At 58.3% G+C, this 20,428-nt stretch carries 23 protein-coding genes, 1 pseudogene and 1 riboswitch; of the genes and pseudogenes, 18 read left to right on the forward strand and 6 right to left on the reverse strand.

Annotated features, from left to right (window positions below; genetic code table 11):
- Nucleotides 1-1,742, forward strand: a 1,742-nt coding sequence (locus NIT7645_RS08405) for a hypothetical protein (protein ID WP_050686591.1), incomplete at its 5' end; no start/stop codon positions are given.
- Between the two features lie 8 nt (nt 1,743-1,750).
- Nucleotides 1,751-3,751 (forward strand): type IV secretory system conjugative DNA transfer family protein, encoded by a 2,001-nt coding sequence (locus NIT7645_RS08410; RefSeq protein WP_050686593.1) that lies wholly within the window; start codon nt 1,751-1,753, stop codon nt 3,749-3,751.
- Between the two features lie 172 nt (nt 3,752-3,923).
- On the opposite strand, the gene NIT7645_RS08415 is transcribed toward NIT7645_RS08410, so the two are convergent.
- The 3 genes from NIT7645_RS08415 to NIT7645_RS08425 all read right to left on the reverse strand — a co-directional run bounded on the left by NIT7645_RS08415 (nt 3,924) and on the right by NIT7645_RS08425 (nt 6,133).
- Nucleotides 3,924-4,862 (reverse strand): cation diffusion facilitator family transporter, encoded by a 939-nt coding sequence (locus tag NIT7645_RS08415; RefSeq protein ID WP_035253420.1) that lies wholly within the window; start codon nt 4,860-4,862, stop codon nt 3,924-3,926.
- A complete protein-coding gene (locus NIT7645_RS08420; RefSeq protein ID WP_035253419.1) occupies nt 4,852-5,613 on the reverse strand; it encodes a transglutaminase-like domain-containing protein in 762 nt (253 codons plus the stop codon). The genes NIT7645_RS08415 and NIT7645_RS08420 overlap by 11 nt, the downstream gene beginning before the upstream one ends.
- 91 nt (nt 5,614-5,704) lie before the next feature.
- Nucleotides 5,705-6,133, reverse strand: coding sequence for a MerR family transcriptional regulator (locus NIT7645_RS08425; RefSeq protein ID WP_035253418.1), 429 nt, complete (start codon nt 6,131-6,133; stop codon nt 5,705-5,707).
- A 206-nt stretch (nt 6,134-6,339) separates the two neighbouring features.
- Between NIT7645_RS08425 and NIT7645_RS08430 the strand changes: the two genes are divergently transcribed.
- The 12 genes from NIT7645_RS08430 to NIT7645_RS08480 all read left to right on the forward strand — a co-directional run bounded on the left by NIT7645_RS08430 (nt 6,340) and on the right by NIT7645_RS08480 (nt 13,949).
- The gene (locus tag NIT7645_RS08430) at nt 6,340-6,903 is read left to right on the forward strand and encodes an SCO family protein (protein ID WP_046212147.1); all 564 of its coding nucleotides are present in this window, start codon (nt 6,340-6,342) and stop codon (nt 6,901-6,903) included.
- 5 nt (nt 6,904-6,908) lie between these two features.
- Nucleotides 6,909-7,331 (forward strand): disulfide bond formation protein B, encoded by a 423-nt coding sequence (locus NIT7645_RS08435; protein WP_035253416.1) that lies wholly within the window; start codon nt 6,909-6,911, stop codon nt 7,329-7,331.
- Nucleotides 7,328-7,987: a DsbA family protein gene (locus NIT7645_RS08440; RefSeq protein WP_035253415.1), complete on the forward strand. Its 660-nt coding sequence runs from the start codon at nt 7,328-7,330 to the stop codon at nt 7,985-7,987. The genes NIT7645_RS08435 and NIT7645_RS08440 overlap by 4 nt, the downstream gene beginning before the upstream one ends.
- A 46-nt stretch (nt 7,988-8,033) precedes the next feature.
- Nucleotides 8,034-8,474 carry a copper chaperone PCu(A)C gene (locus NIT7645_RS08445; RefSeq protein ID WP_035253414.1) on the forward strand — a complete coding sequence of 147 codons (441 nt, stop codon included), beginning with the start codon at nt 8,034-8,036 and terminating at the stop codon, nt 8,472-8,474.
- Nucleotides 8,474-9,106 (forward strand): SCO family protein, encoded by a 633-nt coding sequence (locus tag NIT7645_RS08450; protein WP_035253406.1) that lies wholly within the window; start codon nt 8,474-8,476, stop codon nt 9,104-9,106. Before NIT7645_RS08445 ends, NIT7645_RS08450 begins: the two co-directional genes overlap by 1 nt.
- A 208-nt stretch (nt 9,107-9,314) precedes the next feature.
- Complete coding sequence (locus NIT7645_RS08455; protein WP_370001670.1) at nt 9,315-10,469, forward strand: M23 family metallopeptidase; 1,155 nt, start codon at nt 9,315-9,317, stop codon at nt 10,467-10,469.
- 3 nt (nt 10,470-10,472) lie between these two features.
- Complete coding sequence (locus tag NIT7645_RS08460) at nt 10,473-10,928, forward strand: DUF411 domain-containing protein (protein ID WP_035253402.1); 456 nt, start codon at nt 10,473-10,475, stop codon at nt 10,926-10,928.
- 99 nt (nt 10,929-11,027) lie between these two features.
- Nucleotides 11,028-11,510: a signal peptidase II gene (gene lspA, locus NIT7645_RS08465; protein WP_035253400.1), complete on the forward strand. Its 483-nt coding sequence runs from the start codon at nt 11,028-11,030 to the stop codon at nt 11,508-11,510.
- 265 nt (nt 11,511-11,775) lie between these two features.
- On the forward strand, nt 11,776-12,111 hold the full coding sequence (locus NIT7645_RS08470; RefSeq protein ID WP_035253399.1) for a DUF1636 family protein: 336 nt from the start codon (nt 11,776-11,778) through the stop codon (nt 12,109-12,111).
- Between the two features lie 144 nt (nt 12,112-12,255).
- Nucleotides 12,256-12,469: riboswitch (cobalamin riboswitch) on the forward strand.
- 34 nt (nt 12,470-12,503) lie between these two features.
- Nucleotides 12,504-12,674 carry a CbtB domain-containing protein gene (locus tag NIT7645_RS19240; RefSeq protein ID WP_074964317.1) on the forward strand — a complete coding sequence of 57 codons (171 nt, stop codon included), beginning with the start codon at nt 12,504-12,506 and terminating at the stop codon, nt 12,672-12,674.
- Between the two features lie 4 nt (nt 12,675-12,678).
- Entirely contained in the window at nt 12,679-13,377 is a 699-nt protein-coding gene (locus NIT7645_RS08475) for a CbtA family protein (protein WP_035253423.1), read from the forward strand.
- A gap of 68 nt (nt 13,378-13,445) precedes the next feature.
- On the forward strand, nt 13,446-13,949 hold the full coding sequence (locus NIT7645_RS08480) for a hypothetical protein (RefSeq protein WP_035253397.1): 504 nt from the start codon (nt 13,446-13,448) through the stop codon (nt 13,947-13,949).
- A gap of 138 nt (nt 13,950-14,087) precedes the next feature.
- On the opposite strand, the gene mntR is transcribed toward NIT7645_RS08480, so the two are convergent.
- A complete protein-coding gene (gene mntR / locus NIT7645_RS08485; protein WP_035253395.1) occupies nt 14,088-14,537 on the reverse strand; it encodes a manganese-binding transcriptional regulator MntR in 450 nt (149 codons plus the stop codon).
- A 137-nt stretch (nt 14,538-14,674) separates the two neighbouring features.
- Between mntR and NIT7645_RS08490 the strand changes: the two genes are divergently transcribed.
- Genes NIT7645_RS08490 through phnE form a run of 4 tightly spaced genes read left to right on the forward strand, consistent with a single transcriptional unit; the run spans nt 14,675 to nt 18,898 of the window.
- Complete coding sequence (locus NIT7645_RS08490) at nt 14,675-16,528, forward strand: cytochrome c peroxidase (protein WP_035253393.1); 1,854 nt, start codon at nt 14,675-14,677, stop codon at nt 16,526-16,528.
- A complete protein-coding gene (locus NIT7645_RS08495) occupies nt 16,528-17,388 on the forward strand; it encodes a phosphate/phosphite/phosphonate ABC transporter substrate-binding protein (RefSeq protein ID WP_035253390.1) in 861 nt (286 codons plus the stop codon). The genes NIT7645_RS08490 and NIT7645_RS08495 overlap by 1 nt, the downstream gene beginning before the upstream one ends.
- Entirely contained in the window at nt 17,385-18,155 is a 771-nt protein-coding gene (locus NIT7645_RS08500) for a phosphonate ABC transporter ATP-binding protein (protein WP_035253388.1), read from the forward strand. The genes NIT7645_RS08495 and NIT7645_RS08500 overlap by 4 nt, the downstream gene beginning before the upstream one ends.
- On the forward strand, nt 18,155-18,898 hold the full coding sequence (phnE, locus tag NIT7645_RS08505) for a phosphonate ABC transporter, permease protein PhnE (RefSeq protein ID WP_046212119.1): 744 nt from the start codon (nt 18,155-18,157) through the stop codon (nt 18,896-18,898). The genes NIT7645_RS08500 and phnE overlap by 1 nt, the downstream gene beginning before the upstream one ends.
- A gap of 240 nt (nt 18,899-19,138) precedes the next feature.
- On the opposite strand, the gene NIT7645_RS08510 is transcribed toward phnE, so the two are convergent.
- Nucleotides 19,139-19,615: a L,D-transpeptidase family protein gene (locus NIT7645_RS08510; RefSeq protein ID WP_046212149.1), complete on the reverse strand. Its 477-nt coding sequence runs from the start codon at nt 19,613-19,615 to the stop codon at nt 19,139-19,141.
- Between the two features lie 94 nt (nt 19,616-19,709).
- Nucleotides 19,710-20,372: pseudogene (locus NIT7645_RS08515) on the reverse strand (HAD-IC family P-type ATPase); the annotation flags it as partial.
- Nucleotides 20,373-20,428: the final 56 nt, after the last annotated feature.

A 20,428-nucleotide genomic window follows, 5' to 3' on the forward strand; every position in this document is an offset into this window, starting at 1 on the left:
TGGTCGAGGAGGCGGAGAAGTACGGCGTGCGGCTGGAAGCCACGCGGCGGGTGGATCGCGGGGTTGTGCATTACCCGGCCCCCACCCGCGAAGTTTATGCCGCGAAGGAAGAGGGGCGCGCACCCCGCGAGCGAGAACGCGTAGGGCAGGACCTGACGCGGACGCTGGCGGAGATCGCCAATACCAGAACTGTCTACCACTCGCTTGCCGCAGAGGCCTCCCGGGAAGCCCGGGAAGACATCGCCGCAGCCCTCTTCCGCGCGGGCGAGGTGCTGGCGCGTGGCGGGCAGGTGGACCGAACAGGAGATGTGTACATGGCCGAGGATCAAAGTTTCGAGGATCTAAGAAGCCTCTATGCGGAGAAGCTCGCGCGGGTACAGGGCATGATCGCCGAGAAGGCGGACGCGGAACGCCCCCTACTGGAAAAACGCCTCATCGAGATCCAGACGCAGGTCCAGCACATGCAGCCGCTCGGATTGCGATCATCCACGCTGTCAGAGACCCCCTCGGAGGGCGGGATCTATTCCGAAGCCAATATCGACGCCAGCCAGCGCGAGCGACTGGCCGAGCCCGACCTGAGATCGCGCATTGACGTAGCACTACGGGGCACCGGGATCAGCACATCGGAAGTGGTGGCCCGGATCGAGACCGGGGCGTCAAATGCAGCGCTTGAACATCAATGGATCGCCGATGATCTTTCCAAGGTGGCCGAGGCGCGCGATCTGAACCTCGAACGCCGCGCCGATCTGGAACAGGCGCGCGACATTCTCAACGATGTGCATGTGGAACTTGGCACGCTCTTGGAACGGGAGAACGTGCTGCGCAGGGATGGGGTCGTGGAAGCGGAACCGGTCAGCGAGCGGTTCCACTATCACGAGGACGCGGTGCAGGCGATGGAAGGAACAATCCGTCAGGAGATGCGCGCAGACGGCCTGACAACGCAGCAGATCGAGGACCGGGATTGGCAGGTCGTCTCGCGGGCGGAGCGCCGGATCGAGACGGAGCAGCGCGCGTATCTCGAGGCACACCCGGAGCTGCTCGCACGTCCATGCGATGTGATCGACCGGTCTGAGCCCTACTGGGAGACCATCACCGATGCGGCCCGCGCCAGCGAGATCACCCGCGAGGTCGACCGGATCATGGAGGGACGCGACGTCCGCACACCTGTTGCGGATGCTGTCACGGATGACTTACGCGCGCGCTATCCGGACATGCCGTCCCACCTCGCCCGCGGGCTCGGCGCGACCTATGCGGCCGTCGTCGAGATACGCGACACGGAGGCCATTAATCAGGTCCGCCGCGAAACCGAGATGCGCGATGGGCTTGGGTCTGGCACGCGCGACGACATCCTCAAAACCCGCGATGAAACTGCGCCGCAGTTTGACCGTGCCGACCGCCTTGCAGACGAGATTAAGCGTGTTCTGGACCATGAGCGGGCGGGGGAGTTGTCCGCCCCCTTCGAGACCGAGGCGGAGCGGGACGCCTTCCGTGGCGAGATCGCGCGGGTGCTGGATGACCCTCAACTTGAGAGGCTCACATCTGGCGATGCCGATGCGCTGGAAAAGGTTCTCGAGGACCGCCTCGACCGGCTCTATGTCGCCAAGGTCTACCTGCAATCCGATGCAGCGACGGCCAACACGGAGGCCTTGCGCCAGGTGGTCGATGAACTCGCCGACGCCGAATACGAAAAACACCGCGCGACAGACGTGGATGGCGAGACCGAGCGGGGCCAGGTCCATTGAGCGCCGCCATGGGAAAAACGCGGATCGCTACGGGTGTGCTGCTCGTGACGCTGGTGACCGGGGCCATGGGCTATACCATCGCCTCGGCGGTGCTGACCTACCAGGATCTCGGGTTTGGGGCCGAGATCGACTTTGCCTATATCGCGCAGAACTACATGGCGATCCTCAATCGCCGCCCGGAGGACGCGCAACTTATTCACTTGATCATCGGCAGCTTCGCCGCCGCCGGGCTGATGCTGAGCCTCGCCCTCTCGGGGTCCGCCCTGACACGCTTTGGCCAGACCCATTGGCAGACCGCGCGCGAGATGAAGGCCAATGGCTTCTTCGGGGCCCCCGGGACCGGGTTCATCCTCGGCAAACTCGGCTCTCCTAAATCCCGCGCGAAGTACATCTGCTCGAAGGTCTTCCCACACGCGCTGATCGTGGCCCCCACGGGTCGCGGCAAGACCACGGGCTTTGTCATTCCGAACCTGCTGACCTGGCAAGGCTCCGCCGTGACGCTCGATGTGAAGGGCGAGTGTTTCGAGGCCACGGCCCGGCACCGCGCCGCCCAAGGTGACAAGGTCTATCGCTTTGCCCCTACCGATTGGGAGGGCAAGCGCACGCATCGCTACAATCCGCTCCTGCGCATCTTCGAACTGAAAGACCCCGCGCGCCAGCAAATGGAATTGCAGCTCCTCGCGACGCTGTTCCTGCAGAGCGACAATGACCGGGTGCAGGGCCTTCTCAAAGGCGGGATCGATCTCTTCGTGGCGGCAGGGCTCTTGGCCTTCCAGCGCAAGCGTCCGACCTTGGGCGAGATCTACCGCATCGCCGCCTCGGGCGGGAACAAGCAAAAGGAGTATTTCGCACGGGGTCATGAGGTGGAGAACAGGGCCGCCAAGCTGATCTTCACGCGGCTTGCCTCAACCAACAACGACACGCTGACCTCCTACGTTTCGCTTTTGATGACCTCGGGGCTCGATCAATGGCAGAACCCAGCCATTGATGAAGCGACGGCGGTGTCGGACTTTGATTTCCGCACGATCCGCAAGAAGCCCTTCTCGGTCTATCTCGTTGTCCAGCCGTTGATGGTGAAGCCACTGGCGCCCCTGATCCGCCTCTTCTTCTCCGATCTTCTCTCCGCCATGCAGGAAAAGGACCCCGGGCCGGATGAGCCGTGGCCCGTGATGATCATGCTCGACGAGTTCAACCGTTTGGGGAAGATGCCCATCGTGGTCGAGAGCATCGAAACCCTGCGGACCTATCGCGGCCACCTGGCAGTGGTCACCCAGACCATCCCCGCCCTCGATGAAATCTATGGTGAGAACACCCGCCGTGCCCTGCAAGGCAACGCTGGTGTAAAGCTCTACTTGACGCCCTCCGACGAAAAAACCGTCGAGGAGCTGAGCAAGGCTGTCGGCAAGACCACGAAAACCGTGGTCACCCGCTCGCAGTCTATCGGCAAGAACCCCTTCGAGGGCCGCAGCCAGTCGACCCGAACGGAAGAAAGCTCGCTGCTCCCCGAAGATGAGGCGCGCCGCCTGCCGCTCGACGAGATCGTCATGGTGATCGATGCGCAAATGCCGGTCCGCGCAAAACGGATCCAGTATTTTGATGATCGGCTGTTCAAGGCGATCCACGCGGCTCAGACGGGCGAGTTGCCGTTTCCGCAGCCTGGGGGAGGGGGGCCGCAGGGCAATCTGCCGCCGAGTATGCGCGCCATGCCGATGACACCGCCACCGAACGGGTCAAGCGGACCCGGGGCCGACGCGGAGGGTGTACGCCAGGCTGCTGATGGCAAACCGTCAGGGAAAACTGATGTCGCTCCAAAGAAGACCGCGCCTGTCGTTCAAGCTGTGATCGCCGAGGAACAGCGACAGATGGAGATGGATTTTGAGGGCCTGGTCGCGGATGCCGAGACAGTGGGGGTGGATGATGACGCGCAGATGCGCTCTGCCGTTGATGGCTTGGACGATATGGAAGCGATGCTGCAGGAGGAGGGTGGCAAAAAGCCAATTCACCGGTAGGGCGGCGGGCATGGTCTGACGGTCATAGAGGGCGGGAAGCGGTCATTCACTGCACTTGGCGCCAAGGTCTGCTACGCGGACAAAGTGCCCTTTCGCTGCAGCAGCAACAAGGTCTGCTTCCACGTCGTCCTAGGTGCCGCCCCAAAGATATCAATCATGCATATCACCTAAGCTATTCGATCTGGTGCTTGTCATGTCCAAACAGCGGCGCCTCGACGTCACAAGCTTCATTACGCTCAAATTCCAGCGTGGAATGATCAATCCCAAACTCAGCGCCAATTTGCGTCTTTAGCTCTGCCTTGATCTGCTCCAACTGGCCCCATGCAACATCTTCGACGACGACATGCGCATCGAGCGCTGGAGCATTCTCTTCCATCTGCCACAAGTGCACATGGTGGACGTCGCTAACGCCCTCTGTTTGGCGCAAAACGGCCACCACGTCACCTCCATCAATGTCCGGCGGGCTGCCAAGCATCAGCGTCCGGATCGGGCCACCAATCTCAGCGAAGGCCAGGTACAGAATATAGAGCGCGATACCAATCGTGATCGCAGGATCAACCCAACGCATGTCATAGAGGATGATCAGCGTGCCACCGACAATCACAGCGACTGAAGCCAAAGCGTCGGAGAGGTTGTGGAGGAACAAGGCGCGGATGTTCTGGCTGCCCTTCTGCATGGAATAGGTCAACCCCGCCGTCAGGGCATCAACCACCAGTGCCAGTCCCGCGATGATGACGACTGTCCACCCTTTCACCTCAGGCGGCTCGATAAGGCGCATGCCGCCTTCATAGATCAGATAGAGCCCGATCACGATCAGCGTCGTGTAGTTGATCAAGGCCGCCACGGTCTCGATCCGGCCATAGCCGAAGGTCATTCGCTCATCAGCGGGCCGCCGCGCGATCTTGCGGGCCGCAAAGGCAATGACAAGCGCGGCCATGTCCGAGAAGTTATGCAGCGCATCCGCGATCAGGGCGAGAGACCCTGCGAAGATGCCGCCGACGATCTGCGCAACCGTCAGAAGACCGTTCGCCCAAATCGCAATTGCTACCCGGCGATCCCCGCTGGACGGGTCCAGATGGGCATGGCTGTGACCATGGTGATCATGCGGCACGGGTCTCTCCCTCATGCTGGTGCGCAATTGAGGCGTCGGGTTTCAGACGGCCTGCGCGGAAGGCCCGCACACGCGCATTCATCCAGTGCCGGATGATGTTCCGATAGAGCCATCCGCGCAAACGCCCGAATTTCTGCTCATGCTCTGCATAGAAAGCGTCGGGCGTGTCGAACGTTCCGAAATCCTGCACGATCCCGGTATCCTGGATATATGTGTCCTGCCCTGTCCACTCGACAGGCGGCGCGTTGAGGCAATCCGTCCCAGCACCGTAACCGCACAGACTCTCGCGGTCGGTAAACGACGATTGCAGAACCTTCAGGAACGCGCTGTCGAGAATGAAGCCTTCGAGATTGATCCACTTGCCGTCCAGTGCGACCTCGATCCACGAATGCAGGATCTCTTCCGGCGCAATCGGGTAGACCAGCTCCGGCACAACACCGCGCTGAAGGCCCTTGTGGATCGTGAACCCGTGGATTCTGCACTTTATGCCCACACCCCGAAGGAGCGCCATAAGGAGCGTGCCCTTCGTATTGCACTGACCATAGCCATCAGACAGCACCTCGGACGCTGGAATGTCGTCGGCGCGGTTGTAGCCGAAGGCGATCTCGTTGCGGATATAGTCATAGATCGCGCCAATCTTGTCGGTGTCGGACAGATCACGCCAACCCCTTGCAGCGATGAGCTCCGCTATGGGCGCCGCCCCAAAATCCAGGATCGGGGTTGCGGTCAATAAAGGGTCATTATGTGCCACGATGGGGCTCCTCGAATCTTTCGAGTACAGAGATAATTGCTACAGTCGCTGTAGGTTCAAGCAAAAACTTCGAATAGTTTTCTGTGCTCACTCACACCCCAATTTGATCGTGCTCGGTCAGACACTCCGAATGGTCTCTTAGCACTTCAAGGACGCGGCATTGCGATGCGTTGCCGCCACTACATTCCTTGACCATGCGTTTCAATTCCGCGCGCAACGCTTTCAAGCGCTCCATTCTCTGCTCAACGAGCTTCAATTGTCGGCGTGCGATCTCATCGGCTTCGTGACAGGGCCGGTCCGGCGCGTCGGACAAATCAAGCAACTCCCGGATCGCGTCGAGCGGAAATCCCAACTGTCTGCTGTGCCGGATGAATGCGAGGCGATCAAGTTCAGCGTCACCATAGCGACGTTGCCCGCCTTCAGTCCGACCAGGTTCCGGCATCAATCCAATCTGCTCATAGTAGCGGATCGTCTGAACCTTGGTGCCGGTCCTCTTCGCAAGAGTCCCAATTGTGAGCATGTCGAAACCCCGTTAATCCTCTAGTGAATGTAGATTTATCTCACTCATGGCGCAACCGCGGAAATCACGTTTTGGCGATCTCTGGCGCGCTCTTTAGAAAACCACTTGAACCTACAGTAGCTAGAGGATGCAAACCGGCTCAAAACCGAGAATCAAACGGGCGAAATAACGTGCGTCTTTCAGTTATTCAGAGACTATTGTGGGGTCTGGCAGGCACAGCGCTTCTTGCCTTTGCGGCATTCCAGTATTTCGAACCTTCGACCGATACCGACGCTAATGCCTCTAACCCTGCGTTTTACGCCGATTTCGAACTGACCGATCATCGTGGATTGGTGCAGACGGATGAGTACTTTGCCGGGCGGTGGATGCTTGTCTTTTTTGGCTTTGCCAACTGCCCAGATGTATGCCCAACGACGCTCGCCGAAGTTGCCGCCGTCATGGAAGACCTAGGAACAGATGCAGAGAAAATACAGCCTATCTTCATCTCGATTGATCCTGAACGCGACACACCCGCTGCGCTGGCCGAGTATGTGCCCTTGTTCAATGCAGGCATCATTGGGCTGACCGGCACGCCGGAGCAGATTGCTGAGACGTCCGAGACCTTTCCGATCTTCTATGAGCGGATCGAGGAGGCCTCAGCACCAAATGGCTACACAATGGGCCACACATCGCATCTATTCCTCTTCGATCCAAAGGCGCGCTTCACCGACTCTTGGGCTTATGGCACCTCTGCCGAAGAGATACTTACCGATCTAAGAGAGAGGCTCTGACCCAAATGAACCGATTATACGGAGAAACTGCCCTCGGGCTGGCTTGGGTGATCGCCCTCATCGCCTCGCTTGCTGTTCTGTTCATTGGCGAAGTGCTGGGGCAGACACCTTGTGTTCTTTGCTGGTTCCAGCGCGCCTTCATGTTTCCACTGGCGATAATTCTTGGGCTGGGACTATGGTGGCAAGATCCGCGTGTTGGTCGGTACGGTGTCGTACTCGCACTTGGTGGCGCAGCAGTGGCTGCTTGGCATATGGGGTTATATGTCGGGATCATACCTGAACGCGTCCAACCTTGTACTGCGACGGGGCCCTCTTGCACTGACGACAACCAGTTGGTGTTAGGCATCCCCATTCCGCTGATGGCCGTTGTTACATTTGCGCTTATTGGTGCGCTTTCAGTCCTATCTCTCAAGGAGAAAAAATCATGAACCGACGCGGGTTGATTATTTCCGTTCTCGCAATGGGTGCTGCCGGTTTTGGTGGGGCCGCGTGGTATGTAAACCAACCAAAACCGTCATCTGAACGTGCGGTTGTCGCGCCAGAGTTGGCGGACGCTTTGATGCGACCATATTCGCCTGTTTTGGGGCCCGCTGAAGCCCCCGTGACCATCGTTGAGTTCCTCGATCCAGCCTGCGAGGCCTGTCGCGCATTTCACCCCGTCGTAAAAGATATTTTGGACAAAAATCCCGAAGCCGTGCGTGTTGTCATACGATACACTCCGTTTCACGGACCGATTTCGGATATAGCCGTCAAGTTGCTAGAAGCGGCCCGGATGCAGGGCAAGTTCGAACAGGTGCTAAATGCTCTAATGGCTTATCAAGACGCGTGGGCGGCGCATGGGGCGTTTGATCAACAAAAGCTGGGAAAGATCGCGGCCGGAGCCGGGCTCGATCTCGAACTTGCGATAGAGCAGATGAAATCACCCGATATCGTGGCAATCGTCAATCAGGACAAAGCGGACGTAGAAACAATGGGCGTTCGCCAGACCCCAACGTTCTACATCAATGGCAAGCCGCTAGATCCGTTTGGAATGGACGAATTGAGACAACAGGTTGACGCCGAAGTAGCTGCAGTTGGCAGCTAGTGGTCAAAAAGGGAACCGCAAAGTGAAGACAGTACTCTATGGCCTGATGGCCGCAAGCATGTTCGCATCAAGCACAGCGACCCCGGTAGAAGCTGGTTCGGAAGACGTTGTCGTCGAAGATGCCTGGGCGCGCGCGTCAATCGGCGTAAACCGTCCGGGTGTCGCGTATATGACAATCCGCAATACAGGCGACGAGGCTGTGATACTTACTGGCCTCCGCACGGATTTGGCGATGATGCCTGATATTCACCAGACATCCACAAATGCCGATGGTGTTAGCTCAATGGCACCTGCAGGCGAGATCGAGATTGCGCCGGGTGAATCTGTGTCTCTGGAACCGGGTGGCCTTCACGCCATGCTGATGCGCTTGCAGCGACCGATGGCCAAGGGCGAAAGCTTTTCCTTGACGCTCGACTTCTCGGACGGTGGTGAGATCGTGGTCGAGGTTCCAATTCTAGGTATTGCAGCGCGCGGTCCCGAGAGCTAATGACCCGACGGTCGATCCTCAAGTATGCCTTCGCTGGCATCGCGGCGATCATCCTGACACTTGTTGTTGGGTGGTGGCAGGTCGATGGCCCCGGCGCGCCCGAACAAGCGGGGTTGCGCCCGGTTGCCCTATCTGAAATGGAATTCCGCCTGACAGATCACGAAGGTAACGAGGTTGGACCCGAAAACCTTATCGGCAGCCCGTCAATGGTCTTCTTCGGCTTCACCTATTGCCCGGACGTTTGTCCGACGACTCTGTCGGATATTTCCGGCTGGCTTGATGACCTGGGCGAAGAGGCGGAGGGAATGAACGTGGTGTTCATCACCGTCGATCCAGAGCGGGATACTGTCGAGGCAATGGCCGAGTATGTCGGCTATTTCCATCCGTCGATCCGCGGGTGGACTGGCCCGGAAGAGGAAATTGCGCGCGCAGCACAGGGCTTCCGCGCACGCTATGGGCGGGTGCCGACCGAAGGTGGCGACTACACCATGAACCACACTGCCAGCGTTTTCCTTTTCGACGCGAAAGGCCGGTTCAGCACCATGATCGACTATCACGAGCCGAGGGAATTCGCAGTGCCGAAAATCCGGCGTGCGCTCAATAGAGAAACTGGGGGGCAACATGAGAATTAGAACAATCGCGGCAGGTTTCGCATTCGTATCGGTGCTGTCGGTGGGCGGGTTGGCAATATCGGGCATCTGGTCGAAGGATCCGATCCCTCCCGGTCTGGCAGCTGCAACCACTTGGTCGCCACCTCAACTCCCGCTTCCCACTTCTATTGAAACGGAAACACCGCAGGTCGCACAAACACGTGTGGAGCCCGCAATACCACTCCAGTCCATGCCACGTCTGGAGGTTGCGAGCGCCGATACTCTCTTACCGACGATAGAACCTCCGCTCTCCAACTGGTCACGCGATATCGCAACCGGCGAGACGCTCGACACCGTTCTTGAAGAAGCAGGTCTCTCAGCGACTGACCGTGCCGAGGTCGCTCTGGCCCTCGGCGCGGAATATGATCTGAGGCGACTTAGGCCTGGGCATTCGGTCACCGTTGTCTCGACGATGGACGGCAGCCCGCGCAGCGTCGCGCTCTCCGTCGAGGACGGTGTGCGGATCGAGGCGATCTTTGGCGAAGAGTTGGCCACGCAGGTCGTGACCCCGGCTCCCGACTTCATAACATCGGCGGGCGAAGCGGTGATCGACAGCTCGCTTTTTGCCGCGCTGGAAGAAGCCGAGATGCCTGCCCGCTTCGCTGTCGATTTGGCACAGATGCTGGGTGGAATCGTCGACTTCCGTCGTGAGGTGACCGGCGGAGAAACGCTTCGGCTACTGTGGCGCGAGGCCCGTGTTGGCGAAGACAGAATTGGTCAGCCGGAACTTACCTTTGCATCGCTGGAGATCGGCGGCGCACTTTATGAAGTTGTCTGGCCGGTAAGCGGTAGCGATCGGGCAACGATTTACGTCAATGGCACGGTTCTCCGCGTTTTTGCACAGCCTGTCGAAGGGGCGCGATTAAGCTCGGTATTTGGCCGCCGTACGCACCCGGTCTACGGCAATGTCCGGATGCACACAGGTGTCGATTTCGCGACGGCAAGCGGAACGCCGGTTCAAGCGACAGCACCGGGACGGATCAGCTTCATCGGCTGGCGGGGCGGCTATGGTCGCGTGGTCGAAATCGCCCACGGCTCAGACACAATGACACGCTATGCGCATCTCAGCGCTGTGCCCGAGGGCCTGGCACAAGGCCAACGCGTTGCGGCGGGAGATGTGATCGGTCGCGTCGGCGCGACTGGCACGGCGACGGGCCCGAACCTGCACTACGAAGTCCTCGTGGATGGACGCCCTACTGACCCCCTCTCTGACGACAGACTTGCCGAAGCGGCTGAGAGCGAAGCGGATGATACAGCCGCGCTTTTGCGTCTGGTCGAGGCGCGGGCGCTTCTGAATGAAAACCTCGGCAGCGACATTGCCGAAACGACAACCGAAAGGCTCTGACCCATGAGACGCATGATCCAAGCTCTTGCCATCACACTCGCCCTGTTACCGGCGGCGCAGGCCCTCGCGGAGGCAACCCCAATAGACGTCCGCAAGACCAATGGATGCGGTTGCTGTCTGTCCTGGATGAATCATCTTGAGGAGAACGGCTTCGCACCAATAGGCCAGGACATGTTCGGCGGCCTTCTCGTGCGCTTCAAACTCGACAACGGAGTGCCGCAGCGCATGGTCTCCTGTCACACTGGGCTCGTGGACGGTTACGTGATCGAGGGACATGTGCCTGCAGCCGACATCCGCCGCCTTCTGAACGAACGCCCCGATGCGGTCGGTCTCGCAGTCCCCGGAATGCCCTATGGTTCGCCAGGGATGGGGCCGGAAGACGAACGCGATGCCTACGACGTCTTCTTGATCCAGAAAGACGGCTCGACCGAAATATTTTCGAGCTACCCAGCAGGGTAACCGAGCCGAATTATGGAAGTCCTTTCCCCAATCTAGCTAACCTATTCAGCCGCTTCAGCGCAGACCGGCCAATGGTATCCAAAGTAGTTACGTTGCAACATGTTGACAGTCAACAAAACACAAGTACTCGGCATACTAGCTGTCGTCGGCGCCGTCGCCACTGATCAGGTAACAAAAGCCTGGGTTGTCGCGAGCGCCGATACCCTAAAAGACGGGATCGCTGTCTTTCCCGGGCTTAATCTCACGTTCCATCGCAATGATGGCGTAACCTTCGGGCTTTTGGGTGGCGCCCCCTGGTGGGGCCTCTTGCTTCTTGCGCTTATCATTTGTGCCTGGCTCCTGATCATGATGCTTCGCACAGAGAGCAGTATAGAAGCGATTGCGTATGGGGCGATCATAGGTGGCGCGCTCGGCAATGTCGTTGATCGCATCCATTATGGAGCCGTAACAGACTTCCTTGATTTTTTCATTGGATCTGCACACTGGCCGACTTTCAACATGGCAGACGTATTCATTGTCGGAGGTGCCGGATTACTGCTGGTGGTACCAGTGATCCAGAGGCACTTCGAGGGCGATCATTGAAGACATTGCCCCAAGTTTCATTCGGCGGATTTTTTGCCTGAGCAACTGTTTCCTCGATTTGCCGGACAAGAAAAATTTCTCGTGCCACAAGTCTGAATAATCTATGTTGGCATTGTAGGTGCCTACTCCGGCGAGCTTGCCGATCGCTCAAGTATTGACTTTTCTAAAGGCACCGCGACAAAACCAAGTTTCGAAATCGAACCAGTAACCACCCGCAGATATTGAATCATAAAGAAGGTTGCTCAAAAAAGGACTTGCTCGGCGCATGCACCTACCAACGCTTACTTTATGCCGAACCTGCCGTGACGCGGATCCAACCCTGTATGATCAAGTGGTATCAACGCTAAAGGCAGCGAATGTGAAGGCAAAATTGCAGCACGTCGATTGCATGTCCGGCTGCATGCGACCACAAACGCTTGCAGTCCGACAGAACGACAAGACTGCTTATCTTTTCGGTGAGATAACTGCTCAAGACCTGCCGGACATCCTGACATTCATCCGGATGTATCAGGAAAGCCCAGACGGTAACTTCGCGGATGCAAGGCCACTTGGAAAGCTGCGTTTCAAGGCTATTGCTCGCATTCCCGCAGATGTGCAGTAAACCACCCGCACCACGATATTAGTAGCTCCTGCGGTGAATTATTGCATTCAGTACAGTGTTGACAGCAGCAGATTTCAAATCAATTTGGCGCTGCGGAACTTAGGCATGCCGGTTTCGTACTTGACCTGCTACCGCCTAATCGGACAGAAACAGTCATTACGGTGCTCAAAGGTGCAAATGCATTAGAGCTGAAACGGGAATGAGGACGGTGGACCAAATCGCGGCACCGAAACCTCAACCGCCCCCGCGACTGTGAGCGGCGAGCTACCTTCCATTTCCACTGGTGCGAGAGTGCTGGGAAGGGGGAAGACGGCATCGACCCGCGAGTCAGGAGACCGGCCGTATATTGAACGTAACTTGCGCCGTCGGGTGTGACGGCAAGGAGGACTAAAATGACGACAAACGCTATCAAAGCATCCGCTGTAGGATCAACCATTCTGCCCGCAGTGTTCGCCCTTATTCTGGGTTTGGGTGTTGTTACTGTGACCGGCCATGCTCAAGCTTCTGGCCTGCATGACGCTGCTCACGATGTGCGCCACGCAACTGGCTTTCCCTGCCACTAAGACCATGTTCAGTCGTATTCTGACCAGCGCGTTGTTCGCTGGTGCTGCAGCGGGGCTGATTGCCGCCTTGCTGCAGCTTTATTTCGTGCAGCCTGTACTTCTCCACGCCGAACTTTATGAGGGTGGCGATTTGGTGCATTTTGGCGCTGATCCTGTGACTGCGCATCCCGAGTTGCCCGGCATGTTCGCCGAGCCGGTGCGCGACGGCCTAAGCATCATCTTCACGATGCTGACGTATACTGGCTATGCATTGGCCCTTGTGGCGCTTATGTCGATTGCCGAACAACAGGGTCGTGAGATTAACGGTCGCACCGGTTTGCTTTGGGGCTTGGCTGGCTTTGTTGCCTTCCACTTTGCGCCTGGCTTGTCGCTGGCGCCTGAAGTGCCAGGCGTAGCCGCAGCAGATGTCGGTGTGCGCCAAGTATGGTGGACTGCTACTGTTGCCACAGCTGGCGTCGCCATGTGGTTGATCGCCTTTGGAGGCAACTTGGTGAGCTATCTGATCGCCGCTGGACTGCTGATAGCGCCTCACGTCGTCGGTGCGCCTGAACCCGACACCTTCGCTGGCCCGGTTCCGACCGAGATCGGCGCGCTATTTGCCGCCCGAGCCTTTGGCATCGGCATGGCCGCTTGGGTGTTGCTGGGAAGCTTTGCCGGATACTTCTGGCAGGCTGAAGGCAAACGCGCGAACGCCGCCGCCTGATTCCTTTCCTCTATTGCTTTCCCGCCGGTCACCGCCGGCGGGAGCTTTCATTTATTGAGGAGGACAAAATGTCCCGTTCACTCGCTCTCTTCGCCATCGGGCTGATTTTTGGCGGCGGCGTCGGCTTTGTGATCGCGGCCGGCAGCGGCAGCACCTTTGACAGCCACGACCATGCTGACCCGTCTCAACATGGTAGCAATGCGGAGATGGCAGCCCATGACCACTCTGCTGTCACTAACTTACCGGCCGACAGCAATGCCCCCAGCGTGGCGATCAAGATGATTAAAGATCCGATGGCAGGTTGGAACTTGCACGTGACACCGCAAAACTTCCGATTTTCTCCTGAGAATGCCTCTACTGAGGAAATACTTGGTGAAGGTCACGCGCATGTCTATATCAACGGCGAAAAGCTGGGGCGCCTTTATGCCAACTGGATACACCTCCCATCACTGCCGGATGGCGACGTTGAGATAAAAGTTTCCCTCAATGGCAACAGCCACAGCCCGCTAATGGTTGGGGGCTTGCCCGTCGAGGCCAAACTAATCGTTCAAGCAGACGATGACGGCTCCTGAGCAAAACTCAGATCTTGACTGAACTTCGGTCGCAGGGGCCTTGCGCCCCTGCATTGCCATGGTTTGCATGTCAGGATCGAATGCAATCCTCCCCTGAGCGCATCATTATGGCAAATGGCAATAGCATGAACCAACTCGCTATCGGCTCATTTTACTCTGTGAAAAATCCTTGAATACGCGAAGCGTCTCTTCGCTTACATGATGCTCGATACCTTCAGCATCGTGCTCGGCCACGTCTTTGGAAATACCCAGGGCGATAAGGAACTCCACAACAATTCGGTGCCGCTTTCGACAAGCCTCGGCCAATCGCCGCCCAGCATCCGTTAGGCGTATTGATCGGTAAGGTTCCTGCACAATGAAGCCCTCGCGTTTAAGCCGGGTCAGGTTCTTGGACACAGTGGGCTGGGTCACGCCGAGCCGCTCGGCAATCTCCACGGGCCTCGCTGAACCGTTCTGGTGAATCAGCTCCGCGATCAGCTCGACATAATCCTCCACAACTTCGCTTTGTCGGGCGGCGCGGGCTGCCTCGAAACCGCTCACCTGGTCGTCAGGTTTACGTCCGAATAGTTGTGGTTTCTGATCGGTCATTCTGCTCTCGGTGTCTATTGCTGGTGCGGAACCCTGCTTGCCGCGCCTTATTGTGTATGCACCAGCGACGCGGGCCTTGACAATGACATAGACTTTTCTACAAAACTTAGCCAAGGCTAATAATTATAGACTGAACCATGAAACACCTGATTGCATCTGCCTTGATTGGCCTGCTTCCGCTTAGTGTGGGGGCCACTGCCATTGAAGAAGCCCCTTGGGCACCTCGGGCCGCAGCCTACCGGCTGAGCCTATTCATGGCGAACTTGACACCCGTTCCCTGGGAGAAGATTGAAAACAATTGGACTGCTCCGGCACCCGGCAGCGCAGTTGCGGTGGAGGCACTGTCACGGGTATCGGATAGCGACGCCCAGAACATTCGTGCAGCGCTGGCTGCGGAAGACCGACAGGCCCTGTTTGCTGCCATTACAACGGCATTGGCCAAAGGTATTCTGCAGCACCTAGAGGCAGCCGAGGCGACACTTGGCCAGCCTGAAGCCGCATTTGAGGTTGCGCAGTCTGCGGCCTTGTACCGCGCGTTCGAGGACGGCATCCTGGCGGCGGACAAGCAGGCCGCACACGACCTAGGTCGCGCCTGGCTGGTTCTGAATTCTTCTCTGGGTAGCACCGGTATTTTGAACAATGGCGCTCAAGACCCGAATGTGGCGCGATTTGCTGAGGCGCAAAAAGTTATCGTGGAGTACATTGAGACAAACTATCTGCCCTCCGTTTTTGTCGAACGTGGCAAGCTGACCCCGGCACCGGAGAGCGCAGTGCGCTCCGGTACGCCGGTAGTGTTGCCCGCCACACTCCCACCGGGCTCCAATATTGCTGATCAGCGCGAGCTACCCCGGCTGGTGCTCCAGTTTGAAGAGGCTGGCGAGGATGAGGCCAACCTGCCGCTTGTGGCCTATGGCGACATGCTGTTCGACAGCCCTGAAATCTTTGGTTCCCCAGCACGTGACCTGGGCATTGCCTGTTCAACTTGCCACAACCGGTCCGATGTGAACCGGGATTTCTTTATCCCCGGCCTCTCTAGCCATGCTGGCGGGATGGATGTGGACAGCTCCTTCTTCAATCCGATGTTCAATGACCGGGAAGACGATCACCTGGATACGCCGTCAATGCGAGGCATCCGCTTTACAGCGCCTTACGGGCGTGATGGGCGCGAGCCGAGCCTGCGCAGTTTTGTACGCAATGTGATCGTGACCGAGTTTGCCGGAGCGGAGCCAACGCCGTTCCAACTCGATGCGATGGTCGCCTACTTGCGCGCCTTTGACTTTCTGCCCAACCCACAGATAGACGAGGCCGGGCGGCTGACTGACAAGGCCTCTGAGGCTGCGAAACGCGGTGAGGTACTGTTCAATACCGAATTTGCCGGGCTTGGCGACAGGTCCTGCGCCTCCTGCCACACCCCGGACCGGTTTTTCCGAGATGGGCAGACCTATGACATTGGCTCGGCCGAGCCGCCGTTCCCGGGCGGCACCGCAACCCCATTCGAAACGCCCACATTGCGCAATGTCAACTTCACCGCGCCCTACATGCATGACGGATCGCTGGCGACCCTAGCGGGGGTTGTAGACTGGTTCAACGATACCAAGGATCTGGGCTTGGATGCGGAACAGCGCGCCGATTTAACTGCCTATCTGCGCGCGGTAGGAGATGGTGAGGAGCCCTACCAGCGCTTTGAAGGCCGAGACAGCGTGTTCCGCCTGTCGTGGGAAGAGCTTACCACTTTTGCTTCGACGCTGGACACACTGATCCCGATGCGGGATGCGGAGAACATCGCCGTATTGATTGATACTGTTGCACCGGATCTGGCGGCAGATGCGAGCGTTATGATCAATCAAAACGCTAAGCCAGAAATCTACCGATTTGCCGCAATTCTTCAGGCAGTTGGCGATGCCAGCGCCGCTGGCGACTGGGCTGAGGCGAGCCTCCAGTGGGACGCTTTCAAAACCATGCAAGCCGAGATTGATGAGAGGATGTTCTGATGCTGTCGCGCCGTACCTTTTTGACCACTGTCGCTGCCGCCCTAACAGTGCCAGCAACTGCCTCTGCGGAAGAGGCACTGAAACTCGCCTTCATTCCGCAAGAAAACCCAGAGAAGCTGTTGGGGGATATCGAGGCGATCACTGCCTGGCTGTCCCAGCAGTTGGAGGTTCCAGTCACCGGCTTTGTTACCTTTGATCATGCTGCGGCAGTTGAGGCATTGCGCAATGGTGATGCCGATATCTCCTTCATGGGTGCCTTGCCCTTTGTGCTGGCAGAAGACCAGATCGGGGCGGTGCCACTTCTGTCCGAGGTTTACCGCGGCCAGCCGAGCTATTCGGGCCGGGTGTTTGTGCGCAAGGACAGCGGCATCGAGACGCTGGCCGACCTGCAGGGCCGTGACATTGCCTTTGCCGATCCGGTGTCGGAGTCCGGCTATCTCTATCCGCTCGACCTGTTTGTGCGCGAAGGACTCGTTGCGGATGCAGGCGATGCGGACCGGTTCTTTGGCCAGAAGTTCTTTGCCGGTGGTTATCAGCAGGCAATGCAGGCTATGGCCAACGGGTTAGTGGATGCTGCGGGTGCCAGCCAGTATGCCGATCTTTATCTGACGCCTGAGCAGCAGGCCGAGGTCAGGGTGCTGGGCGAAAGCGCGCAGATCCCCAGCCATGCCATCATTGCCCGGCCTGGTCTAGATGCGGCCTTGCAGGCCCGCTTCGTGGATGCCATGCTGCGCCTGAACCAGGCTGAGAACCAGTATTTGCTGGCCTATCTCTACGGCCCAGACGGCTATGTGGCAGCAGATCCCAAGGTCTATGACGGGGTCAGGCAGATGGCACGCCGTTACGGCTATCTAAAATGACCCAAGCGCTTGCCCTCCATGCTGTGTCGCATTGCTTTGACGACGCTGAGGCCCTGCAGGATGTGTCGCTGCAGGTGGCACCGGGGGAATGTGTGGCCTTGCTGGGGCCTTCGGGCGCCGGCAAGTCGACCCTGCTGGCCTTGCTGGATGGGCGGGTCCGGGGATGGCGCGGTCGGGCTGAGGTACTGGGCAACCGGCTTCCAAATGATCGGGCACCAGAACGAAAAACCCGGCTAGAGACTGGCTTCATCTTTCAGGAGTTCGCCCTGGTTGACCGGCAGAGCGTTTACCAGAATGCGATGAACGGGCGGCTGGGGCGAATGCGCCTCTGGCCGTCGCTTTGGGGGCGATACGGTGCGCAGGATCACCTCAAGACGACCATCGCGCTGGAGGACACCGGCCTAACGGAGTTGGCACAGCGCCGTGCAGATCAGCTTTCAGGTGGTCAGCGCCAGCGAGTGGCCATCGCCCGCTGCCTGGCGCAGGAGCCTGAGTTGATACTGGCGGATGAACCGGTCAGCAACCTCGATCCAGCCCACGCCGAACGCATTCTGGAACTGATCACCAACACAGCGCGAAATCGCGGCATCGCTGTAGTCTTCAGTTCGCATCAGCCAGAGCTTTCGCGGCGCTTTGCCGACCGTATCGTTGGATTGCGCGCGGGCGCGGTGCTGTTTGACAAGCCCTCCGCGATGGTCGGCAACGATGACATCAGCGATTTGTACCATGGAACAGTACCTGGTGACGGATTGCGGGTGGTGAGCTGATGAGCCGGATCTTGGTTTGGATGGTACTCGGGCTTGCTGTGCTGTGGGCTGCAGGAAACGCTGACATCGGCTTGGAAAAACTGCCCGGAGCGGGTCCGAGGCTAGCAGAATTTCTAGGCCGGATGATACCACCGGACCTTTCTGTCTGGCCGGAAGTCCTTACAGGCCTAACCGAGACACTGAGAATCGCCATTCTTGGGACGCTGTTTGCGGTCGTCCTGTCGGCGGGGCTGGCTGTACTTGCGTCTGAGACCCTTGTACCCGCAGCCATCTGGCGCCCGGTACGTGCGCTGCTGGCAGTGATCCGGTCGATTCCGCTGATCTTGGTGGCGATGCTGATGGTGGGGGCAGTCGGGCTGGGCCCACTGCCCGGTATTCTTGCAATCACTTTTCATGCCACCGGCATGCTGGCCAAATTCTATGCTGAAGCAATCGACAATGTCGGTGCCGCACCACTTGCTGCATTGGAAAGCGCAGGTGCCAGCCGAGCGCAATTATTGCGGTGGGCGATCTGGCCACAGATGGCACCAGTTGTGCTCCGCGACACTGTCTTCCGCTTTGAACTGAACCTCCGCGAAAGCTTGATCTTAGGTATCGTTGGCGCCGGGGGCATCGGTCTGTACGTTCAGACTTACGTGCGTTCGTTCCAATACGACAAAGCTGCAACTGTCACGCTTGCCATCATCGCTCTTGTGCTGCTGTTCGAAGGTCTAAATTCGGTTTTACAAAAGCGGTTTTCGTGACGATTTTGATCAAGGAAGGTCGGAAAATTCAGATTTCGCAGCGTTTTCAGTTTCGTAGTGCCATTCGAAGAGCTTTCCCTACCATTCATCGTTCGCCAGACCCACTGAACTGGGGTTCGCCTATCTTGCTCATTACCTGTGTTCTTCGGTTTGATCAGTCTACCTTGAAACTGTCAGTCTGCCGCACCGACAACAGTTTTTTTGAGAAGCACAGCCGCCACCGTTTCCAGACAAATTCGGTTATGAGTAGATATCAATAGGTGTCCCGTTCTTCACCATTGCATAGATATCTTCTATCTCCCGATCCGAAACGGCAATGCATCCGGCCGTCCAGTCGCGCTTGTTTGTCGGGTCAATGCCAGGGCGCGGCCCCCCATGGATGAAAATATCTCCACCAGGGGAACGGCCCTGAGCCTTTGCGTATGCGATATCCGCCTCGTTCGGGTACGAGATCCCGATGGAAAGATGAAACAGGCTTTCGGGATTTCGCCTGTCAATCACGTATGATCCTTCTGGCGTGCGCCCGTCCCCTTCGAATTGCTTGTGACCCTCAGGCGCAAAGCCAAGGCCCATTGGGATAGTGCGCAAAACACCCTCTGGTCCATCAAGGACAATCATGCGCTGCCCCTTGTAGACCCGCACCCGGGTCACCTCCGGCCCCCTGTAAGTGCGGAATTTGTTTGCACATCCAGAAAGAATTGTCGCCAGAGCTCCCAGGAGGATTGTGCGACGTGTAACTCGAAAATTCACTGCTCAATGCCTCTTTCATGAGGTTTTTCAAACTTGACACTAGCGTGCTGTGCCAGCCCGTTCAATGGCCGTGCGCCAAAGCACCTTCGGCCAGTCTGTCGCCGACGCGGTCACCGCCTTTGGGCGGAGTCTCCGCGTGGTGTCCGTTTAACAGCCTGAGCGCATTTGCGACAACCAGCAGTGACACGCCAACATCTGCGGCAATGGCCCCCCACATCGATGCCATCCCAAACGCTGTCGCCACCACGAAAACGGCCTTGGTTGCCAGCGAGGTTGCGATGTTTTGACGGATGATCGACATCGCACGGCGGGAATGGCCTATGAGCCAGGGCACCCTGCCAATGTCATCAGTCATCAAGGCAATGTCCGCCGTCTCGATGGCCGCGTCGGAACCAACCGCGCCCATGGCGATAGCATAGTGGGCCCGCGCCATGGCGGGGGCATCGTTTACGCCATCGCCAATCATGGCCACCATATCGTGCGCTTCGACCAGGTCTTCGATGGCCGTCACCTTGTCCTCGGGCAGAAGCTCCGCGCGCACCTCGTCGATGCCGACCTCTGTCGCGACCGCGCGCGCGGTGCGTTCATTGTCGCCCGTCAGCATGACGATGGTTTTCACGCCCTGCGCATGCAGACGAGCCACGATTCCCTTGGCGTCGGGGCGGATGCGGTCGCGCAGTTCCAGAATACCCATCACCCCATTTGCATCACCAACAGCCACCAACGGGTGTTGTCACGTTAACTCGCCGAATTTGCAAGTTGGCAAGCTGTTCGTTGATC

The sequence above is a fragment of the Phaeobacter italicus genome (assembly GCF_001258055.1).
GTDB lineage: Bacteria > Pseudomonadota > Alphaproteobacteria > Rhodobacterales > Rhodobacteraceae > Phaeobacter > Phaeobacter italicus.